22 protein-coding genes and 1 riboswitch are annotated in these 20,581 nt (G+C 69.0%); of the genes, 9 read left to right on the forward strand and 13 right to left on the reverse strand.

Features of this window, described 5'->3' with window-relative positions; genetic code table 11:
• Positions 1-3 precede the first annotated feature (3 nt).
• From ACFYVR_RS05575 to ACFYVR_RS05585, 3 genes are all read left to right on the forward strand, one after another.
• The gene (locus tag ACFYVR_RS05575) at positions 4-1,593 is read left to right on the forward strand and encodes an MFS transporter (protein ID WP_387470523.1); all 1,590 of its coding nucleotides are present in this window, start codon (positions 4-6) and stop codon (positions 1,591-1,593) included.
• Between the two features lie 103 nt (positions 1,594-1,696).
• Positions 1,697-2,131, forward strand: a complete 435-nt coding sequence (locus ACFYVR_RS05580; RefSeq protein ID WP_387470525.1) for an OsmC family protein — start codon at positions 1,697-1,699, stop codon at positions 2,129-2,131.
• A 725-nt stretch (positions 2,132-2,856) separates the two neighbouring features.
• Positions 2,857-3,585 carry a DsbA family protein gene (locus ACFYVR_RS05585; RefSeq protein WP_387470527.1) on the forward strand — a complete coding sequence of 243 codons (729 nt, stop codon included), beginning with the start codon at positions 2,857-2,859 and terminating at the stop codon, positions 3,583-3,585.
• A 149-nt stretch (positions 3,586-3,734) separates the two neighbouring features.
• Here the strand turns inward: ACFYVR_RS05585 and ACFYVR_RS05590 are convergent, their stop codons facing one another.
• The 3 genes from ACFYVR_RS05590 to ACFYVR_RS05600 all read right to left on the reverse strand — a co-directional run bounded on the left by ACFYVR_RS05590 (position 3,735) and on the right by ACFYVR_RS05600 (position 5,230).
• Complete coding sequence (locus ACFYVR_RS05590; RefSeq protein WP_387470529.1) at positions 3,735-4,502, reverse strand: CbtA family protein; 768 nt, start codon at positions 4,500-4,502, stop codon at positions 3,735-3,737.
• The gene (locus ACFYVR_RS05595) at positions 4,493-4,687 is read right to left on the reverse strand and encodes a CbtB domain-containing protein (RefSeq protein ID WP_387470531.1); all 195 of its coding nucleotides are present in this window, start codon (positions 4,685-4,687) and stop codon (positions 4,493-4,495) included. Before ACFYVR_RS05595 ends, ACFYVR_RS05590 begins: the two co-directional genes overlap by 10 nt.
• 29 nt (positions 4,688-4,716) lie before the next feature.
• Positions 4,717-4,841, reverse strand: a riboswitch (cobalamin riboswitch).
• A gap of 26 nt (positions 4,842-4,867) precedes the next feature.
• A complete protein-coding gene (locus ACFYVR_RS05600) occupies positions 4,868-5,230 on the reverse strand; it encodes a nuclear transport factor 2 family protein (protein ID WP_387470532.1) in 363 nt (120 codons plus the stop codon).
• 133 nt (positions 5,231-5,363) lie between these two features.
• Between ACFYVR_RS05600 and ACFYVR_RS05605 the strand changes: the two genes are divergently transcribed.
• Positions 5,364-6,152, forward strand: a complete 789-nt coding sequence (locus ACFYVR_RS05605; RefSeq protein WP_387470534.1) for a helix-turn-helix domain-containing protein — start codon at positions 5,364-5,366, stop codon at positions 6,150-6,152.
• A 45-nt stretch (positions 6,153-6,197) separates the two neighbouring features.
• Here ACFYVR_RS05605 and mhuD read toward each other — a convergent pair whose 3' ends face one another.
• Complete coding sequence (gene mhuD, locus ACFYVR_RS05610; protein WP_387470536.1) at positions 6,198-6,509, reverse strand: mycobilin-forming heme oxygenase MhuD; 312 nt, start codon at positions 6,507-6,509, stop codon at positions 6,198-6,200.
• A 91-nt stretch (positions 6,510-6,600) separates the two neighbouring features.
• On the opposite strand from mhuD, the gene ACFYVR_RS05615 reads away from it, so the two are divergent.
• Positions 6,601-7,353 (forward strand): alpha/beta fold hydrolase, encoded by a 753-nt coding sequence (locus ACFYVR_RS05615; RefSeq protein WP_387470538.1) that lies wholly within the window; start codon positions 6,601-6,603, stop codon positions 7,351-7,353.
• 73 nt (positions 7,354-7,426) lie between these two features.
• Here ACFYVR_RS05615 and ACFYVR_RS05620 read toward each other — a convergent pair whose 3' ends face one another.
• The 5 genes from ACFYVR_RS05620 to ACFYVR_RS05640 all read right to left on the reverse strand — a co-directional run bounded on the left by ACFYVR_RS05620 (position 7,427) and on the right by ACFYVR_RS05640 (position 12,622).
• Positions 7,427-8,404 (reverse strand): C-terminal binding protein, encoded by a 978-nt coding sequence (locus tag ACFYVR_RS05620; protein WP_387470540.1) that lies wholly within the window; start codon positions 8,402-8,404, stop codon positions 7,427-7,429.
• Positions 8,405-8,428: 24 nt separating this feature from the next.
• Positions 8,429-9,292 carry an oxaloacetate decarboxylase gene (locus tag ACFYVR_RS05625; RefSeq protein ID WP_387470542.1) on the reverse strand — a complete coding sequence of 288 codons (864 nt, stop codon included), beginning with the start codon at positions 9,290-9,292 and terminating at the stop codon, positions 8,429-8,431.
• A 34-nt stretch (positions 9,293-9,326) separates the two neighbouring features.
• Complete coding sequence (shiA, locus tag ACFYVR_RS05630) at positions 9,327-10,661, reverse strand: shikimate transporter (RefSeq protein ID WP_387470544.1); 1,335 nt, start codon at positions 10,659-10,661, stop codon at positions 9,327-9,329.
• 228 nt (positions 10,662-10,889) lie between these two features.
• Positions 10,890-11,615, reverse strand: a complete 726-nt coding sequence (locus ACFYVR_RS05635) for a GntR family transcriptional regulator (RefSeq protein WP_387470546.1) — start codon at positions 11,613-11,615, stop codon at positions 10,890-10,892.
• 125 nt (positions 11,616-11,740) lie between these two features.
• Positions 11,741-12,622, reverse strand: a complete 882-nt coding sequence (locus ACFYVR_RS05640; RefSeq protein ID WP_387470548.1) for an A/G-specific adenine glycosylase — start codon at positions 12,620-12,622, stop codon at positions 11,741-11,743.
• Positions 12,623-12,701: 79 nt separating this feature from the next.
• Between ACFYVR_RS05640 and ACFYVR_RS05645 the strand changes: the two genes are divergently transcribed.
• Both ACFYVR_RS05645 and ACFYVR_RS05650 read left to right on the forward strand, forming a co-directional pair.
• Positions 12,702-13,328, forward strand: a complete 627-nt coding sequence (locus ACFYVR_RS05645) for a carbonic anhydrase (protein ID WP_387470550.1) — start codon at positions 12,702-12,704, stop codon at positions 13,326-13,328.
• Between the two features lie 69 nt (positions 13,329-13,397).
• Positions 13,398-14,078 carry a hypothetical protein gene (locus tag ACFYVR_RS05650; protein WP_387470552.1) on the forward strand — a complete coding sequence of 227 codons (681 nt, stop codon included), beginning with the start codon at positions 13,398-13,400 and terminating at the stop codon, positions 14,076-14,078.
• Between the two features lie 10 nt (positions 14,079-14,088).
• Here ACFYVR_RS05650 and disA read toward each other — a convergent pair whose 3' ends face one another.
• The gene (gene disA / locus ACFYVR_RS05655) at positions 14,089-15,168 is read right to left on the reverse strand and encodes a DNA integrity scanning diadenylate cyclase DisA (RefSeq protein WP_387470554.1); all 1,080 of its coding nucleotides are present in this window, start codon (positions 15,166-15,168) and stop codon (positions 14,089-14,091) included.
• A 99-nt stretch (positions 15,169-15,267) separates the two neighbouring features.
• On the opposite strand from disA, the gene ACFYVR_RS05660 reads away from it, so the two are divergent.
• Positions 15,268-15,828 carry a PaaI family thioesterase gene (locus ACFYVR_RS05660; protein ID WP_387470556.1) on the forward strand — a complete coding sequence of 187 codons (561 nt, stop codon included), beginning with the start codon at positions 15,268-15,270 and terminating at the stop codon, positions 15,826-15,828.
• A gap of 15 nt (positions 15,829-15,843) precedes the next feature.
• Here the strand turns inward: ACFYVR_RS05660 and radA are convergent, their stop codons facing one another.
• Together radA and ACFYVR_RS05670 are read right to left on the reverse strand one after the other, a co-directional pair.
• The gene (radA, locus tag ACFYVR_RS05665; RefSeq protein WP_387470558.1) at positions 15,844-17,256 is read right to left on the reverse strand and encodes a DNA repair protein RadA; all 1,413 of its coding nucleotides are present in this window, start codon (positions 17,254-17,256) and stop codon (positions 15,844-15,846) included.
• A 66-nt stretch (positions 17,257-17,322) separates the two neighbouring features.
• Positions 17,323-17,850 carry a gamma carbonic anhydrase family protein gene (locus ACFYVR_RS05670; RefSeq protein WP_387470560.1) on the reverse strand — a complete coding sequence of 176 codons (528 nt, stop codon included), beginning with the start codon at positions 17,848-17,850 and terminating at the stop codon, positions 17,323-17,325.
• Positions 17,851-17,937: 87 nt separating this feature from the next.
• Here ACFYVR_RS05670 and ACFYVR_RS05675 point away from each other — a divergent pair, with 87 nt between their 5' ends.
• Complete coding sequence (locus ACFYVR_RS05675; protein ID WP_387470562.1) at positions 17,938-18,846, forward strand: AraC family transcriptional regulator; 909 nt, start codon at positions 17,938-17,940, stop codon at positions 18,844-18,846.
• A gap of 108 nt (positions 18,847-18,954) precedes the next feature.
• On the opposite strand, the gene ACFYVR_RS05680 is transcribed toward ACFYVR_RS05675, so the two are convergent.
• Positions 18,955-20,574, reverse strand: a complete 1,620-nt coding sequence (locus ACFYVR_RS05680; RefSeq protein ID WP_387470564.1) for a 4-hydroxyphenylacetate 3-hydroxylase family protein — start codon at positions 20,572-20,574, stop codon at positions 18,955-18,957.
• Between the last annotated feature and the right edge of the window lie 7 nt (positions 20,575-20,581).

Genomic DNA, 20,581 nt, shown 5'->3' on the forward strand with positions numbered 1-20,581 from the left:
ACCGTGGCCACTCCCGTCGAGTCCCGTCCCAACCGTGCATCCCTGGTGCTGTCGACGCTGATTCTCGTTGCGGCGGTGGCGAACCTGAACCTCGCGGTCGCGAACGTCGCCCTGCCCGACATCGGGCGGGCGTTCGACGCGAGCCAGACCTCGCTGAACCTGATCGCGGTCGGCTTCTCCGTCGGCCTCGCCGCGTCCGTGCTGTACCTCGGTGCCGTCGGCGACCGCTACGGCCGCAAGACGATGCTGGTCCTCGGCATGACGCTGTCGGTGCCGGCGTCGCTGCTCGCGGGTTTCGCGCCGAACGAGTACGTGCTGTTCGCCGCTCGGGTGATCGGTGGCCTGTCGGCCGGCATGGCGTACCCGACCACCCTCGCCCTGATCACCGCGCTGTGGGCGGGAGCCGGACGGACGAAGGCGATCGCGTTGTGGTCGGCGATCGGCGGCGGACTGTCCGCGCTGGGTCCGCTGGTTGCCGGCGCCCTGCTGGAGTGGTTCTTCTGGGGCTCGGTGTTCCTGGTGACCATTCCGCTGGCGGTGATCGCACTCGTGATGACGGCGGTGTTCGTGCCGAGTCACGTCAACGAGTCGTCGGCACCTGTCGACCACTTCGGTGGCACGGTGTCGGTGATCCTGGTCGGTGCCCTGGTGCTCGGCATCAACTTCCTTCCGGTCGACGGAATGGAGACGATCGCCCTGTCCGCGCTGGCGGTGGCGCTCGTCGCCGGGATCGCGTTCGTGCTCCGGCAGATGCGGGCCCGCGACCCGCTGTACGACCTGCACGTCGCGGGGCGCCGGATCTTCTGGGTCGCCGCGGTCGCGGGCATAGTCGTGTTCGGCACGTTGATGGGCGTGCTGTACATCAGCCAGCAGTACCTGCAGAACGTGCTCGCCTACTCCACCCTGGCCGCGGGGTCGGCGGCCCTGCCCGCGGCGATCGTCATGGTCCTCGTCGCGCCGCAGTCGGCGAAGCTGGTCGAGGCCCGCGGGGCGCGCTTCACACTGCTGTGCGGGTACCTCGCCATCCTGGTGGGCCTGGGGGTGGCGCTGACGCTGTGGGACGAGAACGCCGATTACTGGGTGATCGCGCTCGGATTCATGTTCCTCGGAGCGGGAGTGGGACTGGCCGGCACACCGGCGTCGCATTCGCTCACCGGATCCGTCCCGGTGTCCCGGGCCGGCATGGCGTCCGGAACAGCCGATCTGCAGCGAGATCTCGGCGGCGCGATCGTGCAGTCGATCCTCGGGGCGCTGCTCACCGCCGGGTACGCCGCGTCGCTGACGAAGACCATCGAGGCGACACCGCAGGCGTCACAGGTCAGTGAGCAGACGCAGTCGGAGCTGGAGAAGTCGTTCGCCGGTGCCGTCACCATCGCCGAGCGCTACCCGCAGTACGGGCAGCAGATCATCGCGGCAGCCCGGTCCGCGTTCCTGGACGGCGACGGACGCGCGTACTCCGCGGCAATCGGGATCGTGCTGATCGGCGCGACGCTGGTGTTCTTCGCGTTCCCCAGACGAGACGCGGAGCGGGAATTGCTCGCCCGCTACGAGAGGGAGGACCGGACAGCGGAGGGCGCCCTGCCGCAAGGCTGAACCCGACCGTCGTGTCGGGGTGACGCGGGGGCGGTGCCGGGGAAGACTGGGGGAGGTTTCCCGTCAGCAGGCCCACGGGCCGGTGTCATCGGAAGGATCGCTCATGCCCACTCGTACCGCTCGAACCGCATGGAACGGAACTCTCCAGGAGGGATCCGGCCAGACCGAACTGACCAGTTCGGGTCTCGCGACGTTCGACGTGTCGTTCCCCAAGCGCGCCGCCGACGAGGCGAACGGCGCGACCAGTCCCGAGGAGCTGATCGCGGCGGCGCATTCGGCCTGCTACGCGATGCAGCTGTCCGCGCTGATCGGCGAGGCCGGTGGGGTTCCGCAGAGCCTCGAGGTCACCGCGGTCGTCGGCCTCGGACCCGACAACCCCGGGTTCAAGCTCACCGGGATCACCCTGACCGTCCGCGGTGAGGTCGACGGCCTCGACGCCGACGGGTTCGCGAAGGCCGCGCAGGCCGCGAAGGAGTCGTGTCCGGTCAGCAAGGCCCTGACCGGGGTCGAGATCACGCTGGACGCGGCCTTGATTTGATCGGCGTAGAAAAGATTGGTCCTCGCCAATTGTCGGTTGCTCATTTATCATGGATATCGCCGCGCCGACGCGTGAAGACGCCCTGAGGCGCGGAATTCCCCCTGAAGAATGGCACCTCGCGAAGGGCTTCGGTATTTCCGTCGCCGAGGAATCGCGACGCCGCACCACGTGAGGATCTATTTCTGTGGCCACTCCTGCCGTCACCCCCGCACGCCACCTCGCCGCCAAAATTGCCCTGGTCGGCGCTATGATTGCCCTGCCTCTCGGTCTGGCTGCCGCGCCGGCGTTCGCCATCGGAACCCATGCCGGCAGCTGCAACTTCGACGGAAATGTGAAGTGGGTGAAGGATTGTCCTAACGCGAAGTAAGTCGCGCGCGTAGAACAATTCGGGCACTGTACAAATCGACCCCGGAGGCGTCATGCGTCCGGGGTCGAGAACTGTTTTCCGGAAGTGTCGAACGGGGACGCCGCGCTCGGTGAGTTTCCCGAACCGGTGTCGCCGAACCACGGCCGGCGGGCGCCGGTTCACCGAGCGGATCAACGACTCCGGTGCGATGACACCCTGCGCGCCGCCTGCCGTGGTACGAGCACGGAAAGGCCCGGCACGCGGGCACGACGTTCGAGTTCGACGACGTGATCGACCCGGCACAGCCGCGGGCGTGGATCCGGCACCCGGGTGGCGGCGCGCGGAACAAATCCGGCGGTGGTGGACGTTTCAACCAGTTGTGAGCATCGAATCTCCCGACCAGTCCGCCGTCGTGCTCGAGGTGTGGTCCGACATCGCCTGCCCGTGGTGTTACATCGGCAAGCACCGCTTCGAAACCGCCCTCGCCCGATTCCCGCACCGCGACCGGGTGCAGGTCGTGTGGCGGTCGTACCAGCTGTCCCCGGACACTCCGGTCGGGCTGCGTCGCGCCGAGGTCGACGCACTGGTGGAGATGAAGGGGATGCCTGCCGACCAGGTGAAGCAGATGTTCGCGCACGTCGCGAACACCGCCGCCGTGGACGGGCTCACGATGGACTTCGACACCGTCGTAGCGGCCAACACGTTCGACGCGCATCGGCTGATCCACGTCGCGGGTGACCGCGGCGAGGACGTGATGGCCGCGCTGTTCCGTGCCCACTTCGCGCAGGGCAGGGTCATCGACGACCGTGAGGAACTGGTCGCGATCGCCGTCGAGGTCGGGCTGGACGCGGACGCTGTCCGGACCGCTCTCGACTCCGGCGCCGAGGCCGAGCGGGTCCGCGACGACCTGGCGCAGGCCCGTGCCCTCGGGATCTCCGGGGTGCCGTTCTTCGTCGCCAACCGCGCGATCGGCGTCTCCGGTGCGCAGCCCGTCGAGGTCTTCACCCAGCTGCTGGAGAAGGCCTACGCCGACGCGAGCCCGATCGTCACCCTCGCCGGCTCCGCCGACGCGGACGGAGCGTGCGTCGACGGATCCTGCGCGGTCTGACAGGCACAGCCGCCACCCGCCTTCACCCACCCACCACCGGCCCACCCACCACCGGCTGAAGGCCACCTTCGTGCGGACAGTCCGAACGAAGGCCACCTTCAGCCGGGTGGGGCGGGACGGGGTGGGGCGGGACGGGACGGGGAAGTCGGTCAGTGCGCGGCGGCGAGTACGGGCCGGGAGCGCGTGGCCCGCTCGGTGAGAAACGCGAACCCGACCCCGAGAGCGAGCCACAGCGTCGCCTGGATCGCGAGCGACGAGATCCGGAACTCCCACAGCAGGGTGGCGGGGAAGTCGTCCCCGACCTCGTTGACGCCGGGCAGCAGGATGTAGCCGACCGCCACGATCACCAGGAACGCCGGCACCGGTGCCCCGACCCGGACGGACAGGTAGCCGGACGCCGCGGCGAGCCGCGCGATGTGGACCGCGGCCGCGACCGCGACCAGTCCCAGGACCACCGACGCCAGCCACAACCAGGTGCGCTCGGCGATGGTGTCCGGGTCCCCGACCGCGGGTGGATTCGCCGGGTACTTGAAGAACGGCACAGCCTCGATCGCGAGCCATCCGAGACCGGCCAGCGTCATCGCCAGCACCGGACCGGACAGCGCTGTCAGCCTCCGCGCGAAGTGTGCGACGGCCGCGAAGATCGCTCCGAGCGCCAGCCCCGCGAGGGTGGTCGCGAGGAACAGTCCGACCCGCTGTCCGTCCCGGCTGACCAGGGTGTCGTCGCCGTGAGTGTGTGCGGTGGTGGTCTCGTGTGAATGCTCCGCCGGAGCGGAGGCGGCTTCCTCGATCGCGATGGCGGCGTCGATGTGTGGTTCGCCGATCACGAAGGCGACGGCACCGGCGAGCAGGCCGGCGACGAGTCCGGCCAGCAGCCCACGAACGAGGAGTTTCGAGAATGCGTCGGTCAGTGGCACGGAAGCCCCAGCAGGTGCCGACCGTCATGCATGAGCTCGTGCATGTACATGCCGGTCCGCGAGACCGCGCCCTGGTCGAAACCGACCAGGTACAGGGTCAGCATCGCGAGCAGGACGACGCCCGCGATGATCAACGCGACACCGACCGATGCGGTCGACCTGTCGGGGGTGTGAACGACAGCCATTGGTTCCTCCTGGGATAACGCGTCCCGCAAAAGCCCTGTGCGACGACGACGGGGTCTGGCTGTCGAGTGGACACTCGAACACAGTGGCGCGACCGCTCCGGAATTGCACCGGATTCCCGTCGACATCGCGATTACCAGCGCACTGTCGCACCGAGGTGCCTGCGCTGTCAATCGGCACGGTCAGGACGGCACCTTGTCGAGGAACCCCAGGACGTGCACCAGCCGTCCGGACTCGTCGCGCTCGATGACGTCGAAGCCCGCGACGAGGTCCTCGGCGCCGGCCGGTCCGAGTTGCCAACCGAAGCGCGCCTGTTCGTGGTGGCCGTCCACGGGGCCGCGGAGCCGGAACCGCATACCGGGGAACCGGCCCTGCACGGCTCCGATCGTGGCGTCGATGTCCGCGTGACCCTGCGCCGCGACCGTCGGGTCGACGTACCGCCCGTCGGGGGTCCACAGGTCTTCGATCGCGACCCGCCGGGCATCGGGGTCGGTCTCGTTCCACACCGCGATGTACTTGGCTGCGAGGGCGTCGAATTCGGTCATGTCGTCTCTCCGATCGGTGGGGGCCGGCCCGGGCGGCCGGTCGACGTCCACCACTGTGGCGGCCGCCGCGCGCCCGAGTCGATTACCTCGGAGGTAATGGATCGGCTCCCGCGGACACGCCTAGGCTCGGGACATGACCACGCTCGTGGAGGATCGGCCCGTCGGAGTCCTGTTGCGGCAGTGGCGCGAACGCCGCCGGATGAGTCAGCTCCAGCTTGCCGGCCTCGCCGACGTCTCCGCCCGGCACGTCAGCTTCCTCGAGACCGGGCGGTCGCGGCCCACCAGGGCGATGCTGATCCGGCTGTCCGAACAGCTGGAGATCCCTCTGCGGGAACGCAATTCGCTTCTGCTCGCGGGTGGGTTCGCACCGGCCTATCCGGAGCACGGGCTCGGCGACGTTCCGATGGCGTCGGTGGCGCGGGCGATCGGGCAGATCCTGCACGCGTACCTGCCCTCACCGGCGGTGGTGGTCGACCGCCACTGGAATCTCGTCGACGGCAACGGTGCGGTCGCCGTGCTCGTCGACGGGTGTGCGCGGCATCTGCTGGAGCCGCCGGTGAACGTGCTGCGGTTGAGTCTGCACCCGGAGGGCATGGCGCCGCGGATCGTCAATCTCGGCCAGTGGCGGGCGCACTTGATGCATCGACTCGAACATCAGATCGCGGTGACCGGAGACACGGTGCTCGGTGGCCTCGCGGCGGAGTTGGCGGGCTATCCGTGCGGCGACGCCGCCGTCGACCCGGAACCGGGCGCGCTCGTGGTGCCGATCCGAATCCGCACGGTCGCAGGAGAACTGGAGTTCCTCAGTACTACGACGGTCTTCGGCACTCCGCTGGACGTCACCGTCGCCGAGTTGGCGATCGAGACGTTCCATCCGGTGGACGCGGCCACGGCGGCAGCCCTGCGCGAACACGTGGGATGACGAAGGCACCGGCCGTCGTGCGACGACCGGTGCGCGGGGGACGGGTCAGGCCTGCTTCGCGGGGACGTCGAGGACGACCTCGAACTCGAGCAGGGAGGCGCCGGTCGCGACCGGCTTCTTCGCCTCACCGGCGTGCGCCGCCCGGGCGTCGCCGTTGCGCCAGGCCGCGAAGGCGTCCTCGGACTCCCACTGCGTCACCACGAAGTAGCGGGTCTCGCCGCCCGTCGGACGCAGCAACTGGAAGCCGAGGAACCCCGGCGAGTTCTCGACGGTGCCCGCACGCTGGGCGAACCGCTTCTCGAGCTCCGGACCGGCGCCCTCGGGCACCTCGATTGCGTTGATCTTCACCACTGCCATGGCCGCGAGAGTACTCGCGGCGCGGCGTCTGCGGGACCGGGCCGACCCGATCGACGACCCGCAGCCCGGATGTCCGGTTAATCTCGGTTCCGTGCTGCATGACGAGGGTGGGGCGGGCGGACCGATTCTGTTGCTCCACGGGTTGATGGGCAGCGCGCGTACGTGGCGCAGGCATGTGCCGTGGCTGCGCGAGCACGGCCATGTCTACGCGTTCGACGCGGCCGGCCACGGCAGGCCCGCGCCGGACGAACTGACCACCGAGGCGTTCGTCGCCGACCTGACCGAGGCTCTGGCCCCGATCGAGCGCCCGATGACGGTGATCGGGCACTCGATGGGCGGACTGCACGCCTGGTGTTTCGCGGCCGCCCACCCCGACCGGGTGCGGGCCCTGGTGGTCGAGGACATGGCCCCCGACTTCCGTGGCCGCACCGCGTCGGACTGGGCCGCGATGATCGGGTCGTGGCCGACGCCGTTCCGGGACGAGCCGACCATGGTCGACTTCTTCGGACCCGTTGCGGCGCAGTACTTCATGGACTCGTTCGAGCTCAGGGCGGACGGCTACCACCTGCACGGCGAGGTGCCGGTGTGGCGCGACATCTCCGAGGAGTGGGGAACCCGCGACTTCTGGGCGCAGTGGCGGGACGTGCACGCACCGGCACTGCTGATCGAAGGCGAGTTCACCATCACCCCGGCCGGGCAGATGCGGCAGATGGCGGGTACCCCCCGGCAGGGCCCGACGCGCTACGAACGGATCGAGGGCGCCGGCCATCTGGTGCACGACGACCGCCCGGCCGAGTACCGCGCCGCGGTCGAGTCGTTCCTCGCCGAGTTCGCGGACCGGTGAGTGCACGGCCGTCGGTCGGCTCCGGTGACCGACACGGGCTCGGCGACGCCGGACCCGGTGACGACGTGACCGCTCAGGTCATGGCGCGGGCCGTGACCTCCCGGTTGACGAGGTAGGTGGGACGACCCTCGGTGAGCGTGGTCAACGCGTTGTGCGCGGTCTTGCGGCGGATCTCCAGCTCCGATTCCTCCGAGTACCAGGCCGCGTGCGGGGACAGCAGGGTGTTGTCCAGTGCGGTGAACGCGCTGTCACCGGAGATGGGTTCGGACGTGAACACGTCGAGTCCGGCACCTCGGATTCGGCCGGCGCGCAGGGCCTCGGCGAGCGCGTCGTCGTCGACGACGCCGCCGCGCGCAGTGTTGATCAGAATCGCGGTGCGTTTCATCAGGGCCAGCTGGTCACGACCGATCGAGCCTCGCGTCGAGGCCGTGAGGGGGACGTGAACCGACACCACGTCCGATATCGTCAACAACTCGTCCAGCCCGACCGGTCGGGCTCCTCGGGAGGACGCCTCGTCCGCGCTGACGTACGGGTCGAACGCGACGGTCTCCATCCCGAAGACGGCCATCTTCCGGGCCAGTCGTTGCGGGATGTTGCCGAATCCGACCAGACCCAGCGTGCCGCCCCGCAAGCGGTGCAGGGGCTTGGCGGCCGCGTAGTCCCAGACCCCGTTGCGCAGCGCGCGATCGTAGGAGCCGAGACCCCGGGACAACGCCAGGATCATCGCGGCGGCGTGGTCCGACACGTCTTCGATCGACCCGTCGGGCACGTTGGCGACCATGATCCCCGCGGCAGTGGCCGCGTCGAGGTCGATCGTGTTGGTGCCGATTCCGTACCGGCTGATCACACGGCACCGCTGTAGTCCGGCGATGAACTGCGCGTCGAGCTGGGTGTACTGGTTGAGGATGGCGTCGGCGTCCCGGCAGGCCTCTGCCAGTGCCTCCCGGGTGGGGAAGGGGCCGGCGACCAATTCGATGTCGTGCCCGTCGAACACAGCCTGCTCGGGCGCGAGGTCGGCGAACTCGTAGTCGGTGACGACGATCTTGTACATGTGAATTCTCCTGTCGGGGACGGGCTACGCGCCGTACCGGGAGTCGAGTTCCTGATGGAACCCCAGACCGACCAGTTCGGAGTAGTCGGCATAGGTGATCGTGGACGGGCGAACCGGGATGGTGTCGGTGTCGTGCAGCTCGCGCAGGGACTGCCGGACCGCCGTGACCGCGGAGAACAGTGCGGTGAGGGCGTAGAAGACCAGGGAGAAGCCGCGCTGCTGAAGATCGTGCGCGGTCAGTGTGGCGGCGTCGGTGCCGTCGACCAGCGACGCGACCTTCGGGCCATCGAGATGTTCGGCGACGTAGTCGATGTCGGCCCGGGTCTTGACACCGTCGACGAACATCAGGTCCGCTCCGGCGTCCCGGTAGCGCTTGGCTCGGTCGATCGCGTCCTCGCGGCCGGTGGCGCCGAGGGCGTCCGTACGCGCGATCACCAGCAGTGACTCGGTCCCCCGGGCGGCCAACGCAGCCTCGACCCGTCGGGCGCTCTCGTCGGCGGCCATCAGCCGGATCCCGGACAACTGTCCGCACCGCTTCGGGGCGACCTGGTCCTCGAGGTGGATCGCTGCGACTCCGGCCTGGATGTACTCCTCGACGGTGCGATGGATGTTCGACGGGCCACCGTAACCGGTGTCTGCATCGGCTATCACGGGAACAGTGGTGGCGCGGACCATGTTTCGGGCGTGTTCGGTCATCTCGGTCTGGGTCAGCAGTCCGATGTCGGGCAGGCCCAGGCGGGACGCGGTGGCGCCGAAGCCCGTCATGTAGATCGCCGGGAAGCCGGCCTGCTCGACGATGCGCGCGGTCACCGAATCGTAGGCACCGGGAGCGCGAACGATCGGCTGTCCGGGCGCCAGCAGTGCCCTGAGTCTGTCTGCTGCATTCATGAATTGGAGTCCTCGGGTGTGTGGTCGGGACGAGCTATGCGGAAATGCTCACGGTGTTCTCTGCTGCTACGGGCGACGATCGCCGAGGCATCCTTGCCGCGATCACGGCGGAGACGAGACAGCCGACGGCCAGGTACACGGCGACCAGGTACCACGATCCACCGCTGACGTTGACCAGCAGTGCGGCAACGAACGGGGTGAACCCGCCGCCGATCGCGCTTGCCACCTGGTACCCGACGCCGGCGCCGCTGTACCGGAACTCCGCGCCGAACATCTCGGTGAACATGGGCTGCTGGGCGCTGACGACCGAGTCGTGGGCGATGTTGAACAGCAGCACTGCCATGATCACCGTGCCGATCGTCGATCCGTTCTCCATCACCAGGAAGAACGGGGCGGCGCAGAGGGCGCCGATCATCGAGCCCGCGAAGTAGATTCGCTTCCGGCCGTACCTGTCGGAGAGGTAGGCGAAGGTCGGGATGGTCACGATGCCCAGCGCGCCGACCAGGAGGATGACGTTGAGCATGAAGCCGCGGTCGAAGTCGAGTTCCTTCGTCGCGTAGTTGAGTGCGAACGCCGTGACGATGTATCCGATGAACAGCTCGGACAGCCGAAGGCCGATGATCTGGAGGAACGCCGTGGGGTGGGCGCGCAGTGCTTCGACGAGCGGGATGCGCTTGTCGTCGAGTTCCTTTGCCTTCTCGACCTTTTCGACGAACTCCTCGCTCTCCTCGACCTGGGAGCGGACCCAGAGCCCGACTCCGACCAGGAGGATGCTCGCGAGGAACGGGACGCGCCATCCCCAGCTGGTGAACGCGGCGTCGTCGAGAACGTTGTTCATCAGCGTCACGAAACCGGTGGCCAGGATCAGTCCGACCGAGTAGCCGACCTGAACTCCGCTGCTGTAGAAGGCCTTCTTCTTCGGCGGTGCGCTCTCGACCGCCATCAGCGCGGCCCCGCCCCACTCGCCGCCCACCGCGAAGCCCTGGATTGCGCGGAGGGTGACGAGCAGGATCGGCGCCCACCAGCCGATCGAGTCGAAGGCGGGCAAGGCGCCGATCAGTGCCGACGCCAGACCCATCACCGACATGGTGATGACCAGCATTCGCTTGCGCCCCAGGCGATCACCGAAGTGCCCGAAGACGACGCCGCCGAGTGGCCGGAACAGGAACCCGACCCCGAAGGTCGCGAAGGCGGCGAGGGTGCCGATCGCGGGGCTGACGTTCGGGAAGAACTCGGTGTTGAAGACCAGCGCTGCGATGAGTCCGTAGAGGATGAAGTCATACCAGTCGATGACGGCGCCGGCGAAGCTGCCGAGAGCGGCGCGGCGTGCCTGCTTCTCTTGTGTGGGGCCGAATGAGGCAGTGACCATGAGGTTTCCTGTTCATTGATGGATGCGCGGGTCGGGGTGCGAGGGGGAGGGCGTCGGCCGCGGCTCCCGGGGTTCTGGGAACCCACACTTGAATGCAACATCTAGGATACTAGAGCAGGGTGATGCAGAACACCAGCGTCGGTCCGCGTCGTCGATCTCGGTGGATGCTCGGGCCGCGAACCAGCGCAGGAACACGTCAGGTGGACACGGGAAGGTCGTCCGGCGCGATCAGCCGACGCGGAGTTTCCTTCGGAGGTGGTCGATCTTCGAACTGTTCTCCAGTTCGGTGCGCGTCCGCAACGCGGTCAGGTAGCTGTCCCGCGTGCGCATGATGTGTGTCTCGAGCAGTCCTTCGAGGTCACCTTTGCGGCCACCGTCGAAGACTGCGGCCATCTGTTCGTGCTCCGCGAAGGATCGATCGGGTTCCGCCTGGGACAGGAAGGTCAGGTGCGTCCGCAACGCGGCCACGCGTCCGAGGTTCATCTGGTAGGCGTTCTGCAGGTACCGATTCCCGCAGTTGGTGAAGAACGCCTCGTGGAAACAGGTGTCGGCCTTCCCGTAGATGCGCGCGTCCCGGCCCGGCCGTGCCTGCCCCATCGTCGCGATCGCGGCACGCAGATCACGCAGTGTGGCCTCGCGGTTGCGGTCGAACGACAGCGTCGCGGCCTTGATCTCCAACGCGGCTCGAAACTCGCAGAGTTCGGAGATCTCCTCCGCGCTCGGCTGGAAGATGTACGTGCCGGACTTGGGAACGACCTCGACGAGGCCCTGCGTCTGCAGCAACCGCATCGCCTCGCGCACCGGGGTGCGGCTCACCCCGAGGGCCTCGGCCACGGCGTCCTCCGACAGCGCCTCGCCCAGGTCGAACTCGCCGTCGACGATGGCCGACCGCAGTGTCTCGGCGACTCGCGCGCCGAGCGACTCCCGCTTGCCTGTCTCGCTCGTCGAGGTCATCGCCGTCTCCGTCCGATGGTTGGGTTGCTCGCACCCAATGTATGCCAGCAAAATATACCTGAACGGCATCAAGAGGGACCCCAGCCGTGATCGCGAGTGCGACCCGTGGCCCGCAGCGGCGCGACTCAGTCGCGTTCGCCGCCCTCGCCGGCGAGGGCGAACAGTCCGTCTGGCGTCTGCTCTACGAGCCCGTCGACGAGCAGCGAGTCCAGCGCGCGGTCGCGCTGCGCGGTGTCGACGAGCCACACCCGGTCCAGGTGCACGCGTTCGACGGGCCCGTGGCTGCCGCGCAGGACGTCCATCAACTTGCCGCGCACCTGCCGGTCGGTGCCCGCGAACTTCTGCACCTTGCGTGGCGGTCCGGTGTGCGCGGGCCGGCCCGCGGCCACCCACGCGCAGTTGTCGAGCGGGCACAGCCCGCAGTCGGGGGTGCGCGCCGTGCACACCGTCGCACCCAGTTCCATCAGCGCCGCGGAGAACACCGCCGCACGCGCCCGGGTCCGCGGCAGCAGGACCTCCGCGTCGGCGAGGTCGCGTTTGGTGGAGGGGTTGCCCGGTTCGGCGTGGCCGTGCACCGCGCGGGCGATGACGCGCCGGACATTGGTGTCGACCACCGGTACCCGCTGACCGTATGCGAAACACGCGACGGCGCGTGCAGTGTAGGCGCCGATGCCGGGCAGTGACAGCAGCACGTCCACGTCCGCGGGGACGACGTCGCCGTGGTCGGTGGCGAGAACTCCCGCGCACTCGTGCAGCCGCATTGCGCGGCGCGGGTAGCCGAGCTTGCCCCAGGCTCGCAGGACCTCGCCCTGACCGGACGCCGCCATCGCGGACGGCACCGGCCAGCGCTGCACCCACTGCTCCCAGATCGGTGCCACCCGGGCCACGGGCGTCTGCTGCAGCATGATCTCGCTCATCAGGATGTGCCATGCCGTGACACCGTCGCGCCGCCACGGGAGGTCACGGGCCTGACGCTCGTACCAGCCGATCAGTGCGGAGGAGTTCACCGGATCGTCACACCTGCCCTTCTCTGTTCCTCCAGGTCACCGCGATGTCCGAATCCGGTCGGGGTGCACAATGGCTGGCATGCCCAATTCGAACCCCATCTCGGCCTGGAAAGCCCTCAAGCAGGGTAACGAGCGTTTCGTCAGCGGGACCCCACTGCATCCCAGTCAGGGGATTGCCGACCGGGCGAAACTCGTCGGCGGACAGCACCCCACCGCAGTGATCTTCGGGTGCGGCGACTCTCGCGTCGCCGCCGAGATCATCTTCGACCAGGGCCTCGGTGACACGTTCGTGGTCCGCACCGCCGGCCACGTCATCGACAGCGCCGTGCTCGGGTCCATCGAGTACGCGGTCGACATCCTCGACGTGCCGCTGATCGTGGTGTTCGGCCACGACAGCTGCGGTGCCGTCGCCGCGACCCTGAACGCCCTCGACAACGGTCAGGTGCCGGGCGGCTTCGTCCGGGACATCGTCGAGCGCGTCACGCCGTCCATCCTCATCGGCCGGAACGAGGGACTGTCGACCACGGACGAGTTCGAGGCCCGGCACGTCGTCGAGACCGGCCGGCTCCTGCAGGAGCGGTCGCGGATCATCGCCGAGAAGGTCGCGAACGGCACGTGTGCCATCGTCGGTGTCACCTACACGCTCGCCGACGGCGGCATCAAGCTGCACAGCACGGTCGGGGAGGTCGGCGAGGTCGTCGACTGACGGCCCTGTGAGCGACACGCCGGACCCTGGTGGGCGGTGCTCGTAGCCCGGGCACTTACCGTGGTGTCCGTGTTGGAACCGTCCGGGCCGCTGCCCCCCGAGATCTACTGGCGCCGCCGATGGCTCGCCATCGGCGTGGCGGTGGTCGCGCTGATCCTGCTGATCTGGATCGTCACCGCGTTGCGTGGGGGCGGTGACGACGACGCCGCGGCGGCTGCCGTCAGTTCTTCCCTGACGGCGCCGTCGACCGCGTCGACCACGGCATCCGCCACCGTGTCGGGTCAGGTGTCCGGCGCGGGTGTGTCGGGTTCGTCGTCGGGGGCCTCGGGGACCTCCACCGCGGCTGTGGTGCCGGCCGGCCAGTGCGCCGACAACTCGCTCGCGATCCGGGTCAGCGCGGACCAGGCGACGTATCCGGTGGGCCAGGAGCCGGAGTTCGGGATCGTGATCACGAACATCGGCAGCTCGGCCTGCGACCGTGACCTCGGCGCGGGGATGCAGCAGGTGCTGGTCTACACCCTCGACGGGCAGCAGCGGTTGTGGTCGAACACCGACTGCTACCCGAACTCGACGCCCGACGTGCGGACCCTCGCACCGGGCGAGCAGGCCGCGTTCACCCTCAAGTGGTCGGGCGCGACCTCCGCTCCGGGCTGCACCGCCGCCCGCGTACCGGTCGGCGCGGGCGCCTACACCGTCGTCGGGCAGTTGGGGAACCTGCGCAGCACCCCGGAGCCGTTCAACCTCGGCTAGGAGACCTGCCCTAGTCGAACGGGCCCGCGATCGACGTCTCCGCGAGACGCGACAGGCCCTCGCGGATGTGCCGCGCCCACAGCCCGCCGATCCCGTCGACCGACTGCAGGTCGGAGGCGGTCGCGGCGAGCAGACCCTGCAGCGTGCCGAACGACGCGACGAGCCGGTGCACCTGGTGGAACTGCAGCCGCGGCACCCGCGCGAGCACGCGGTAGCCCCGCGGACTCATCGGCGCGTCCAGCGCCTCGATCGTGGCGGGATAGCCGAAGGCCCGCGCGAGGGTGGTCAGGTCGAGCAGGTCCGCGTCGGTGAGTTTGTCTAGTGCGGCGAGCGTCTCGTCCACCGCTTCGGCGGGCGGCTGGCCGGGCCGGGCCAGGTAGTCGCGGACCACCAGCTGCCGGGCCAGGTCGTTGTCGCCGACCAGTTCCTCGAGCTGCAACGCGAGCTGCCTGCCGTCGGTGCCCAGTTCGAGGACGTCGCGTTCGATCTCGACGGACACGCGGCGCACCATCTCGAGCCGCTGCGCCACGGTCAGTGCGTCGCGCAGGGTCACGAAGTCCTCGATCTCGACGACCGACAGGGCGTTGGTGACCTCGGTCAGCCGGGACTTGTACCGCTCGAGGGTGGCGACGGCCTGGTTGGCGCGGGACAGGATCGTCGACGAGCCCTCCAGTACGTGCCGGACGCCCCCGACGTACACGGACACGATGCTCATCGACTGGCTGACCGACACCACCGGGTAACCGGTCTGGATCGCGGTCCGCTCGGCGGCGCGGTGGCGGGTGCCCGACTCGACGGTCGGGATCTTGTAGTCCGGCACCAGCTGGACGTTCGCGCGGACGATCCGGGTGCCGTCGGTCGAGAGGACGACGGCGCCGTCCATCTTGGACAGCTCGCGCAGCCGGGTCGGGGCGAACTCGACGTCGAGCTCGAACCCGCCGTCGCAGAGCTCGCCGATCTGCTCGTCGTAGCCCAGGACGATCAGCGCGCCCGTGCGTCCGCGCAGGATTCGTTCCAGCCCGTCCCGCAGCTCCGTGCCCGGCGCGAGCCGAGCGATCGTCTCGCGAAGCGTGGCCGCGGTGTCGTCCATCGCCGTCCCCCTGCCTCACCGAGACCCGCGTGGCTCTCGTAACCGGTGCGCGGGAGGCGTGCGTCCCGCGCGGAAGTGTCACGACTAGATTACCGAGACATGAGCGGTACCTGGACGTTGCCCGATGATCTCGAAATCCCGCGTCGGCCCGACATCTTTCCCGCCCCGGGTGCGGCACTGCCGCAACACTGGGCGAAGTGCTTCGGATGCGGCGACGACCAGCCCGCCGGCATCGCGATGGGGTTCGCCGCGACCGAGGGGATCGAGGTGACCGGCCGGCTCGAGGTCGAGTCCCGCTACCAGGGCGGTCCGGGCGTGATCCACGGAGGCATCCTGACCACCGCGTTCGACGAGACGCAGGGCATCGCCTGCATGGTGCTCGGAACCGCTGTCGTGACCGGACACCTGCAGATCGACTTCGCGCGCCCCATCCCGCTCGGCTCGGTACTCGAGTTCCGGGCCCGGGTCGACGGGACGATCCGCCGCAAGGTGTACACCAGCGCGGAGGCGCGCATCGTCGACGGGCCGAATGCGAGCGACGACGTCGTCGCCACGTCGCGGGGCCTGTTCCTGACGATCGAGCCGGAGCACTTCACACCGATGCGCGAGTTCGTCGACGGGGTGCCGACGAAGCCGTCGTTCGGCGATTCGACCCTGTAGGCCCGTAAACCCCGGTCAGGACTCGTCCTGCACCGACTTCAGCCGGCGCGGCACCACACGCAGCGCCTCCTGGACGTTGCCCACCTCGTCGACCCTGATCCCGCTCGGGTAGGGCCCGGAGTCGCGGGGGACCACTGCCTGGGTGAACCCGAGTCGTTTGGCCTCGGCGAGCCGCTTGCCGACCGCGGTGACGCGACGGACCTCCCCGGCCAGGCCCACCTCGCCGAGCGCGACGAGCCCCGCGGGCAGTGCGACGTCGCGGAACGCGGACGCGATGGCCAGCGCGAGGGCCAGGTCGGCGGACGGTTCGGTGACCCGCATGCCGCCGACCGTCGCGGCGTACACCTCCCGGTCGTGGGTTTTGACGTTTCCGTGCTTGGCGAGCACCGCGAGCACCATCGCCACCCGGGCCGCGTCCATCCCGCTCACCGCGCGCCGGGGTGACGGGTTCTGGGTCGGGACCACCAGACCCTGCACCTCGCCGAGGAGGGCGCGCTTGCCGTCCATCGTGACGGTGACCGCCGAACCCGGGACGCTGTCGTCGCGGTGGTGCAGGAACAGGCCGGACGGGTCGGTGACGCACTCGATGCCGTCCTCGTGCAGTTCGAAACAACCCACCTCGTCGGCGGAGCCGAACCGGTTCTTCACGCCCCGCAGCATGCGCAGCGTCGAGTGCTTGTCGCCCTCGAAGTGCAGGACGACGTCGACGAGGTGTTCCAGCGATCGCGGCCCGGCGACCGCACCGTCCTTCGTGACGTGGCCGATCAGCAGCACCGGGATGCCGCTGGTCTTCGCGAGGGTGGTCAGTGCGGCGGTGATCGCCCGCACCTGCGTGACGCCGCCGGTGACGCCTTCGACGTCGGCGGCGAGCATCGTCTGCACCGAGTCGACGATGAGCAGGGTCGGCTTCACCTGCTCGACGTGCCCGAACACCGTCGCCAGGTCCGATTCGGCGGCCAGGTACACGCGGTCGTGCACGGCGCCGGTGCGGTCGGCTCGAAGCCGCACCTGGCCGGCGGACTCCTCGCCGGTGACGTAGAGGGACCGCTCGTCGGTGTCGCGGCGGGCCCACCGATGCACGACCTCGAGCAGCAGCGTCGACTTGCCGACGCCCGGTTCGCCGGCGAGCAGGACCACCGACCCGGGGACGATGCCGCCGCCGAGGACGCGGTCGAGTTCCGGGACCCCGGTCGGCTTGGCCCGGCTGATGGTGGCACTGACCTGGGACAGCGGTGTCGCGGGCGAAGCGGGCACCAGTCCCGCACCGGCGCGGGCGGTGCTCGCCCCGGGTCGGTTGGCGACCGCGGCGAGCACCGGTGCCGCCTCCTCGACCGATCCCCACTCGCCGCACTCGGGGCACCGGCCGACCCACTTGGCCACGGTGTACTGACAGGCGCTGCATCGGTAGCTGGTCTTCGGTTTCGCCACGGCCCGAGCCTAGGGTCGGGCACCGACACCGCACCGCACCGGCACACCGGCGGGTGTTCGGCGACGTCAGGCGGTGCGGCCTCCCCGATGCTTGTCCGCGAGGGCGCGGTAGGCGGCGCCGTTGTGTCCGATGTGCGCGATCTCGTCGTCGGTCAGTTCACGCCGCACCTTCGCGGGCACGCCCGCGACCAGCGAGCGCGGTGGGATCTCGGTGCCCTCGAGGACGACGGCGCCGGCCGCGACGAGGCAGTGTGCACCGAGCCGGGCACCGTTGAGGACCACCGCTCCCATACCGATCAGGCTGTCGTCACCGATGGTGCAGCCGTGCAGGACCGCGTTGTGGCCGACGCTGACGTTCGCGCCCACGGACAGGGGGAATCCGGGGTCGGCGTGCAGGGTCACGTTGTCCTGGATGTTGGTGCCCGCGCCGATCTCGATGGGTGCGACGTCGGCACGCGCCACGGCGCCGTACCAGATGCTGGCGTTCGCGCCCAGTGTCACGTCGCCGATGACGGTGGCGGTCGGTGCCAGCCACGCCGAGTCGGCGAGGATCGGGGCGGCGTCGTCGAAGGACACCACGGTGGGTCCGGTCATGGTCACTCCTGGTTCACACGAGAACTGTCGTCGGTCGGAACCACTGTCCCACCCGCGCGTCGATGCGCGACGAGTAGTGTCGTCCGTGTGCCGCAAGAGGACTGGGAGGAGGCGTCGCGCAGGGTCGCCGACGCGTACTTCCCTCTTGCCCTGACGAACTTGTCCGGCGGGGGAACGTGCGACCTGAACATGGTGGCGAAGGATCTCGGTGGCGTCACCCTCGGCCGGGTCAGCTGGGGCGCCGATGTCGCGATCGAGAGTGACTGCCCCGGTGCGTACGAGATCGACATTCCACTCACCGGTCGTCTGGAATCTCGTGGTCACGACGGTACCGGCGTGACGCTGCCCGGGCAGGCCGCCCTGTACCGCGCGGACTCTCCATGCATGATCACCCATTGGAACGCAACCGTTCTCGGTGTGAAGCTGGACCGGGAGCTCCTCCACCGCGAGGCGGACCGGATCCTGGGCGGTCCGCTCCGGCCGGCGCTCGTGTTGCCGGATCAGCTGGACTTCGCGGGGCGCGCCGGCCCGTGGCGCGGTCTCGTCCACGCGCTGTACGAGCAGATTTCGGTGCCGGACGGAGTTGTGGCGAATCCTGTTGTGGCGCAGCAGCTTGCCGGATCGGTGGTGACCGCGTTCGTGCTCGCCGTCGCGCCCGACGACAGGATGGCGCCCGCGCCGCGTCCGGGAGTGGTGCGCCGGGTCCTGGACGCACTGAACGACGATCCGGCGCGTCCGTGGACGGCGGCCGACATGGCGGAGGTGGCGGGAACCAGCGTGCGCCGCATGCAGGAGACGTTCGCGCAGCACGTCGGTGCCGCACCCTTCGCGTGCCTGCTCGACATCAGGCTCGACCGCGCCCGGCGCGATCTCACGTCGGGTGCGGTCACCGTCGCCGATGTCGCCTTCCGGTGGGGCTTCGGCCATCCCGGCCGGTTCGCCGCGGCGTTCCGGAGTCGCTACGGCGTCACCCCGGCGGAGCTCGTTCGTTCGTGAGTCCCGGCAACCACGCGGACGGTGGTGCCGGGACGTTGAAGAGCCGCGCTCGGGTGGGGGAGGGGGGCACCACCCGAGCGCGGCAGCTCGGTTACTTCTCGTGAATCGTCACTTCTTGTAGAACGCGCTGACGTCGTCGTTGCCGATGAGGTCGGGCACCGTCCAGCCGTCGAGGTCGTACTCGCTCATGAACTGCTCGGCGAGTCCCTTCATGCCGGAGACGATGCCGCGGTTCTCGGCGGCGAACAGCAGCTCGGCCTTGACGTTCTCGTGGTTGCCGGAGTAGTTGCGCTCGTACAGCTCGTGGCGGCCACCGAACTCGGATCCGATCGAGTCCCACAGTGCCTTCATCACCTTGACCCGGTCGACGGCGGTGATGCCGTCGCTGCCGCGGACGTACTTGTCCAGGTAGGGACGCACGTCGGGGTTCTTGAAGTCGGCGGCCGACGAGGGCAGGTAGATCAGGCCGGACGCGACGTCCTGCTCGATGATCTCCTTGATCCGCGGGTAGCCCTGGATCATGAACATGCGGTACGTCAGGCCGTACTCGAGCTTCGGGATCACGGTGTCGCCGATCCACGGTTCGGGGTCTCGGGCCATCGATTCGGTCAAGGACCAGAACAGGTTTCGCCATCCGATGACCTCGCCGACGCGGGTCTGCACGCCGCGGAAGCCGCCGGCGCCGGTGGCGTCGAGGGCCTTCATCAGCAGGCCGGCGATGAAGTCGAGCTTGACGGCCAGTCGGGTGCAACCCTGGAAGGTGAAGCGGGGAAGGAACCCGGACTGCGGGAAGAAGGCGTTGATCTTCTCGACGTCGCCGTACATGAAGACGTTCTCCCACGGCACCAGCACCTTGTCGAAGATGAAGATGGCGTCGTTCTCGTCCATCCGCGACGACAGCGGGTAGTCGAACGGGGAGCCGACGACCGCGGCGTTCTGCGAGTACGAGGCGCGCGAGATCAGCTTGATGCCCGGTGCGTCCATCGGCACCGTACAGATCAGCGCGTACTCCTTCTTCTTGATCGGCAGGCCGTAGTGGGCGATGAAGTTGTAGTTGGTGATCGCCGATCCGGTCGCGACGACCTTCGCGCCGGAGACGATCAGGCCCGCGTCGGTCTCCTTCTCGACCTTCATGAACACGTCGCCGACCTGGTCCGGGGGCAGCTGCCGGTCCACCGGCGGGTTGATGATCGCGTGGTTCCAGTACAGGACCTTCTCCTGCGATTCGCGGTACCAGCGCTTGGCGTTGTCCTGGAACGGGGCGTACAGCTCGCTGTTGGCGTTGAGGGTGCCGAGGAAGCTGGCCTTGTAGTCGGGGGACCGGCCCATCCAGCCGTACGTCATCCGCGCCCAGGTGGCGATCGCGTCGCGTTCCGCGAGCAGGTCGTCGGAGCTGGTCGGGGTCTTGAAGAACGGCATCGTCACGCCGCCGTTGCCGGTGTCGGTGGGGCAGGTGAGGGTGTCGACGTGCTCGCCGGTGTGCAGGGAGTCGTACAGCCGGGCGGTCATCCGGATCGAGTTGCGGAACGCGGGGTGGTTCCAGAACTCCTTGACCTTCTCGCCGTGCAGGTAGATCTCGCGGCCGTCCTTGATGGACTCGATGTACTCGTCGCCGGTCATCGGGCGGGTCGCGAAGTTGGCCTGCGTGTTCGCGGGTGAGTTCGCGGCCGGGTTGAACTTCGACCGGTCGACGGTGGCTTCGTCGGGGCGGTTCTCGGTGGTGGTCATGGCAACT

The organism is Rhodococcus sp. NPDC003318 (assembly GCF_042879035.1).
Classification (GTDB): Bacteria; Actinomycetota; Actinomycetes; order Mycobacteriales; family Mycobacteriaceae; genus Rhodococcus_G.

Excerpts from the sequence above, each read along its gene's own strand:
- ACFYVR_RS05580 (WP_387470525.1), top strand. The coding sequence starts at position 1,697 with ATGCCCACTCGTACCGCTCGAACCGCATGGAACGGAACTCTCCAGGAG.
- ACFYVR_RS05595 (WP_387470531.1), bottom strand. The coding sequence starts at position 4,687 with ATGGCTGTCGTTCACACCCCCGACAGGTCGACCGCATCGGTCGGTGTC.
- ACFYVR_RS05600 (WP_387470532.1), bottom strand. The coding sequence starts at position 5,230 with ATGACCGAATTCGACGCCCTCGCAGCCAAGTACATCGCGGTGTGGAAC.
- ACFYVR_RS05605 (WP_387470534.1), top strand. The coding sequence starts at position 5,364 with ATGACCACGCTCGTGGAGGATCGGCCCGTCGGAGTCCTGTTGCGGCAG.
- mhuD (WP_387470536.1), bottom strand. The coding sequence starts at position 6,509 with ATGGCAGTGGTGAAGATCAACGCAATCGAGGTGCCCGAGGGCGCCGGT.
- ACFYVR_RS05620 (WP_387470540.1), bottom strand. The coding sequence starts at position 8,404 with ATGTACAAGATCGTCGTCACCGACTACGAGTTCGCCGACCTCGCGCCC.
- ACFYVR_RS05625 (WP_387470542.1), bottom strand. The coding sequence starts at position 9,292 with ATGAATGCAGCAGACAGACTCAGGGCACTGCTGGCGCCCGGACAGCCG.
- shiA (WP_387470544.1), bottom strand. The coding sequence starts at position 10,661 with ATGGTCACTGCCTCATTCGGCCCCACACAAGAGAAGCAGGCACGCCGC.
- ACFYVR_RS05635 (WP_387470546.1), bottom strand. The coding sequence starts at position 11,615 with ATGACCTCGACGAGCGAGACAGGCAAGCGGGAGTCGCTCGGCGCGCGA.
- ACFYVR_RS05645 (WP_387470550.1), top strand. The coding sequence starts at position 12,702 with ATGCCCAATTCGAACCCCATCTCGGCCTGGAAAGCCCTCAAGCAGGGT.
- disA (WP_387470554.1), bottom strand. The coding sequence starts at position 15,168 with ATGGACGACACCGCGGCCACGCTTCGCGAGACGATCGCTCGGCTCGCG.
- ACFYVR_RS05660 (WP_387470556.1), top strand. The coding sequence starts at position 15,268 with ATGAGCGGTACCTGGACGTTGCCCGATGATCTCGAAATCCCGCGTCGG.
- ACFYVR_RS05670 (WP_387470560.1), bottom strand. The coding sequence starts at position 17,850 with ATGACCGGACCCACCGTGGTGTCCTTCGACGACGCCGCCCCGATCCTC.
- ACFYVR_RS05680 (WP_387470564.1), bottom strand. The coding sequence starts at position 20,574 with ATGACCACCACCGAGAACCGCCCCGACGAAGCCACCGTCGACCGGTCG.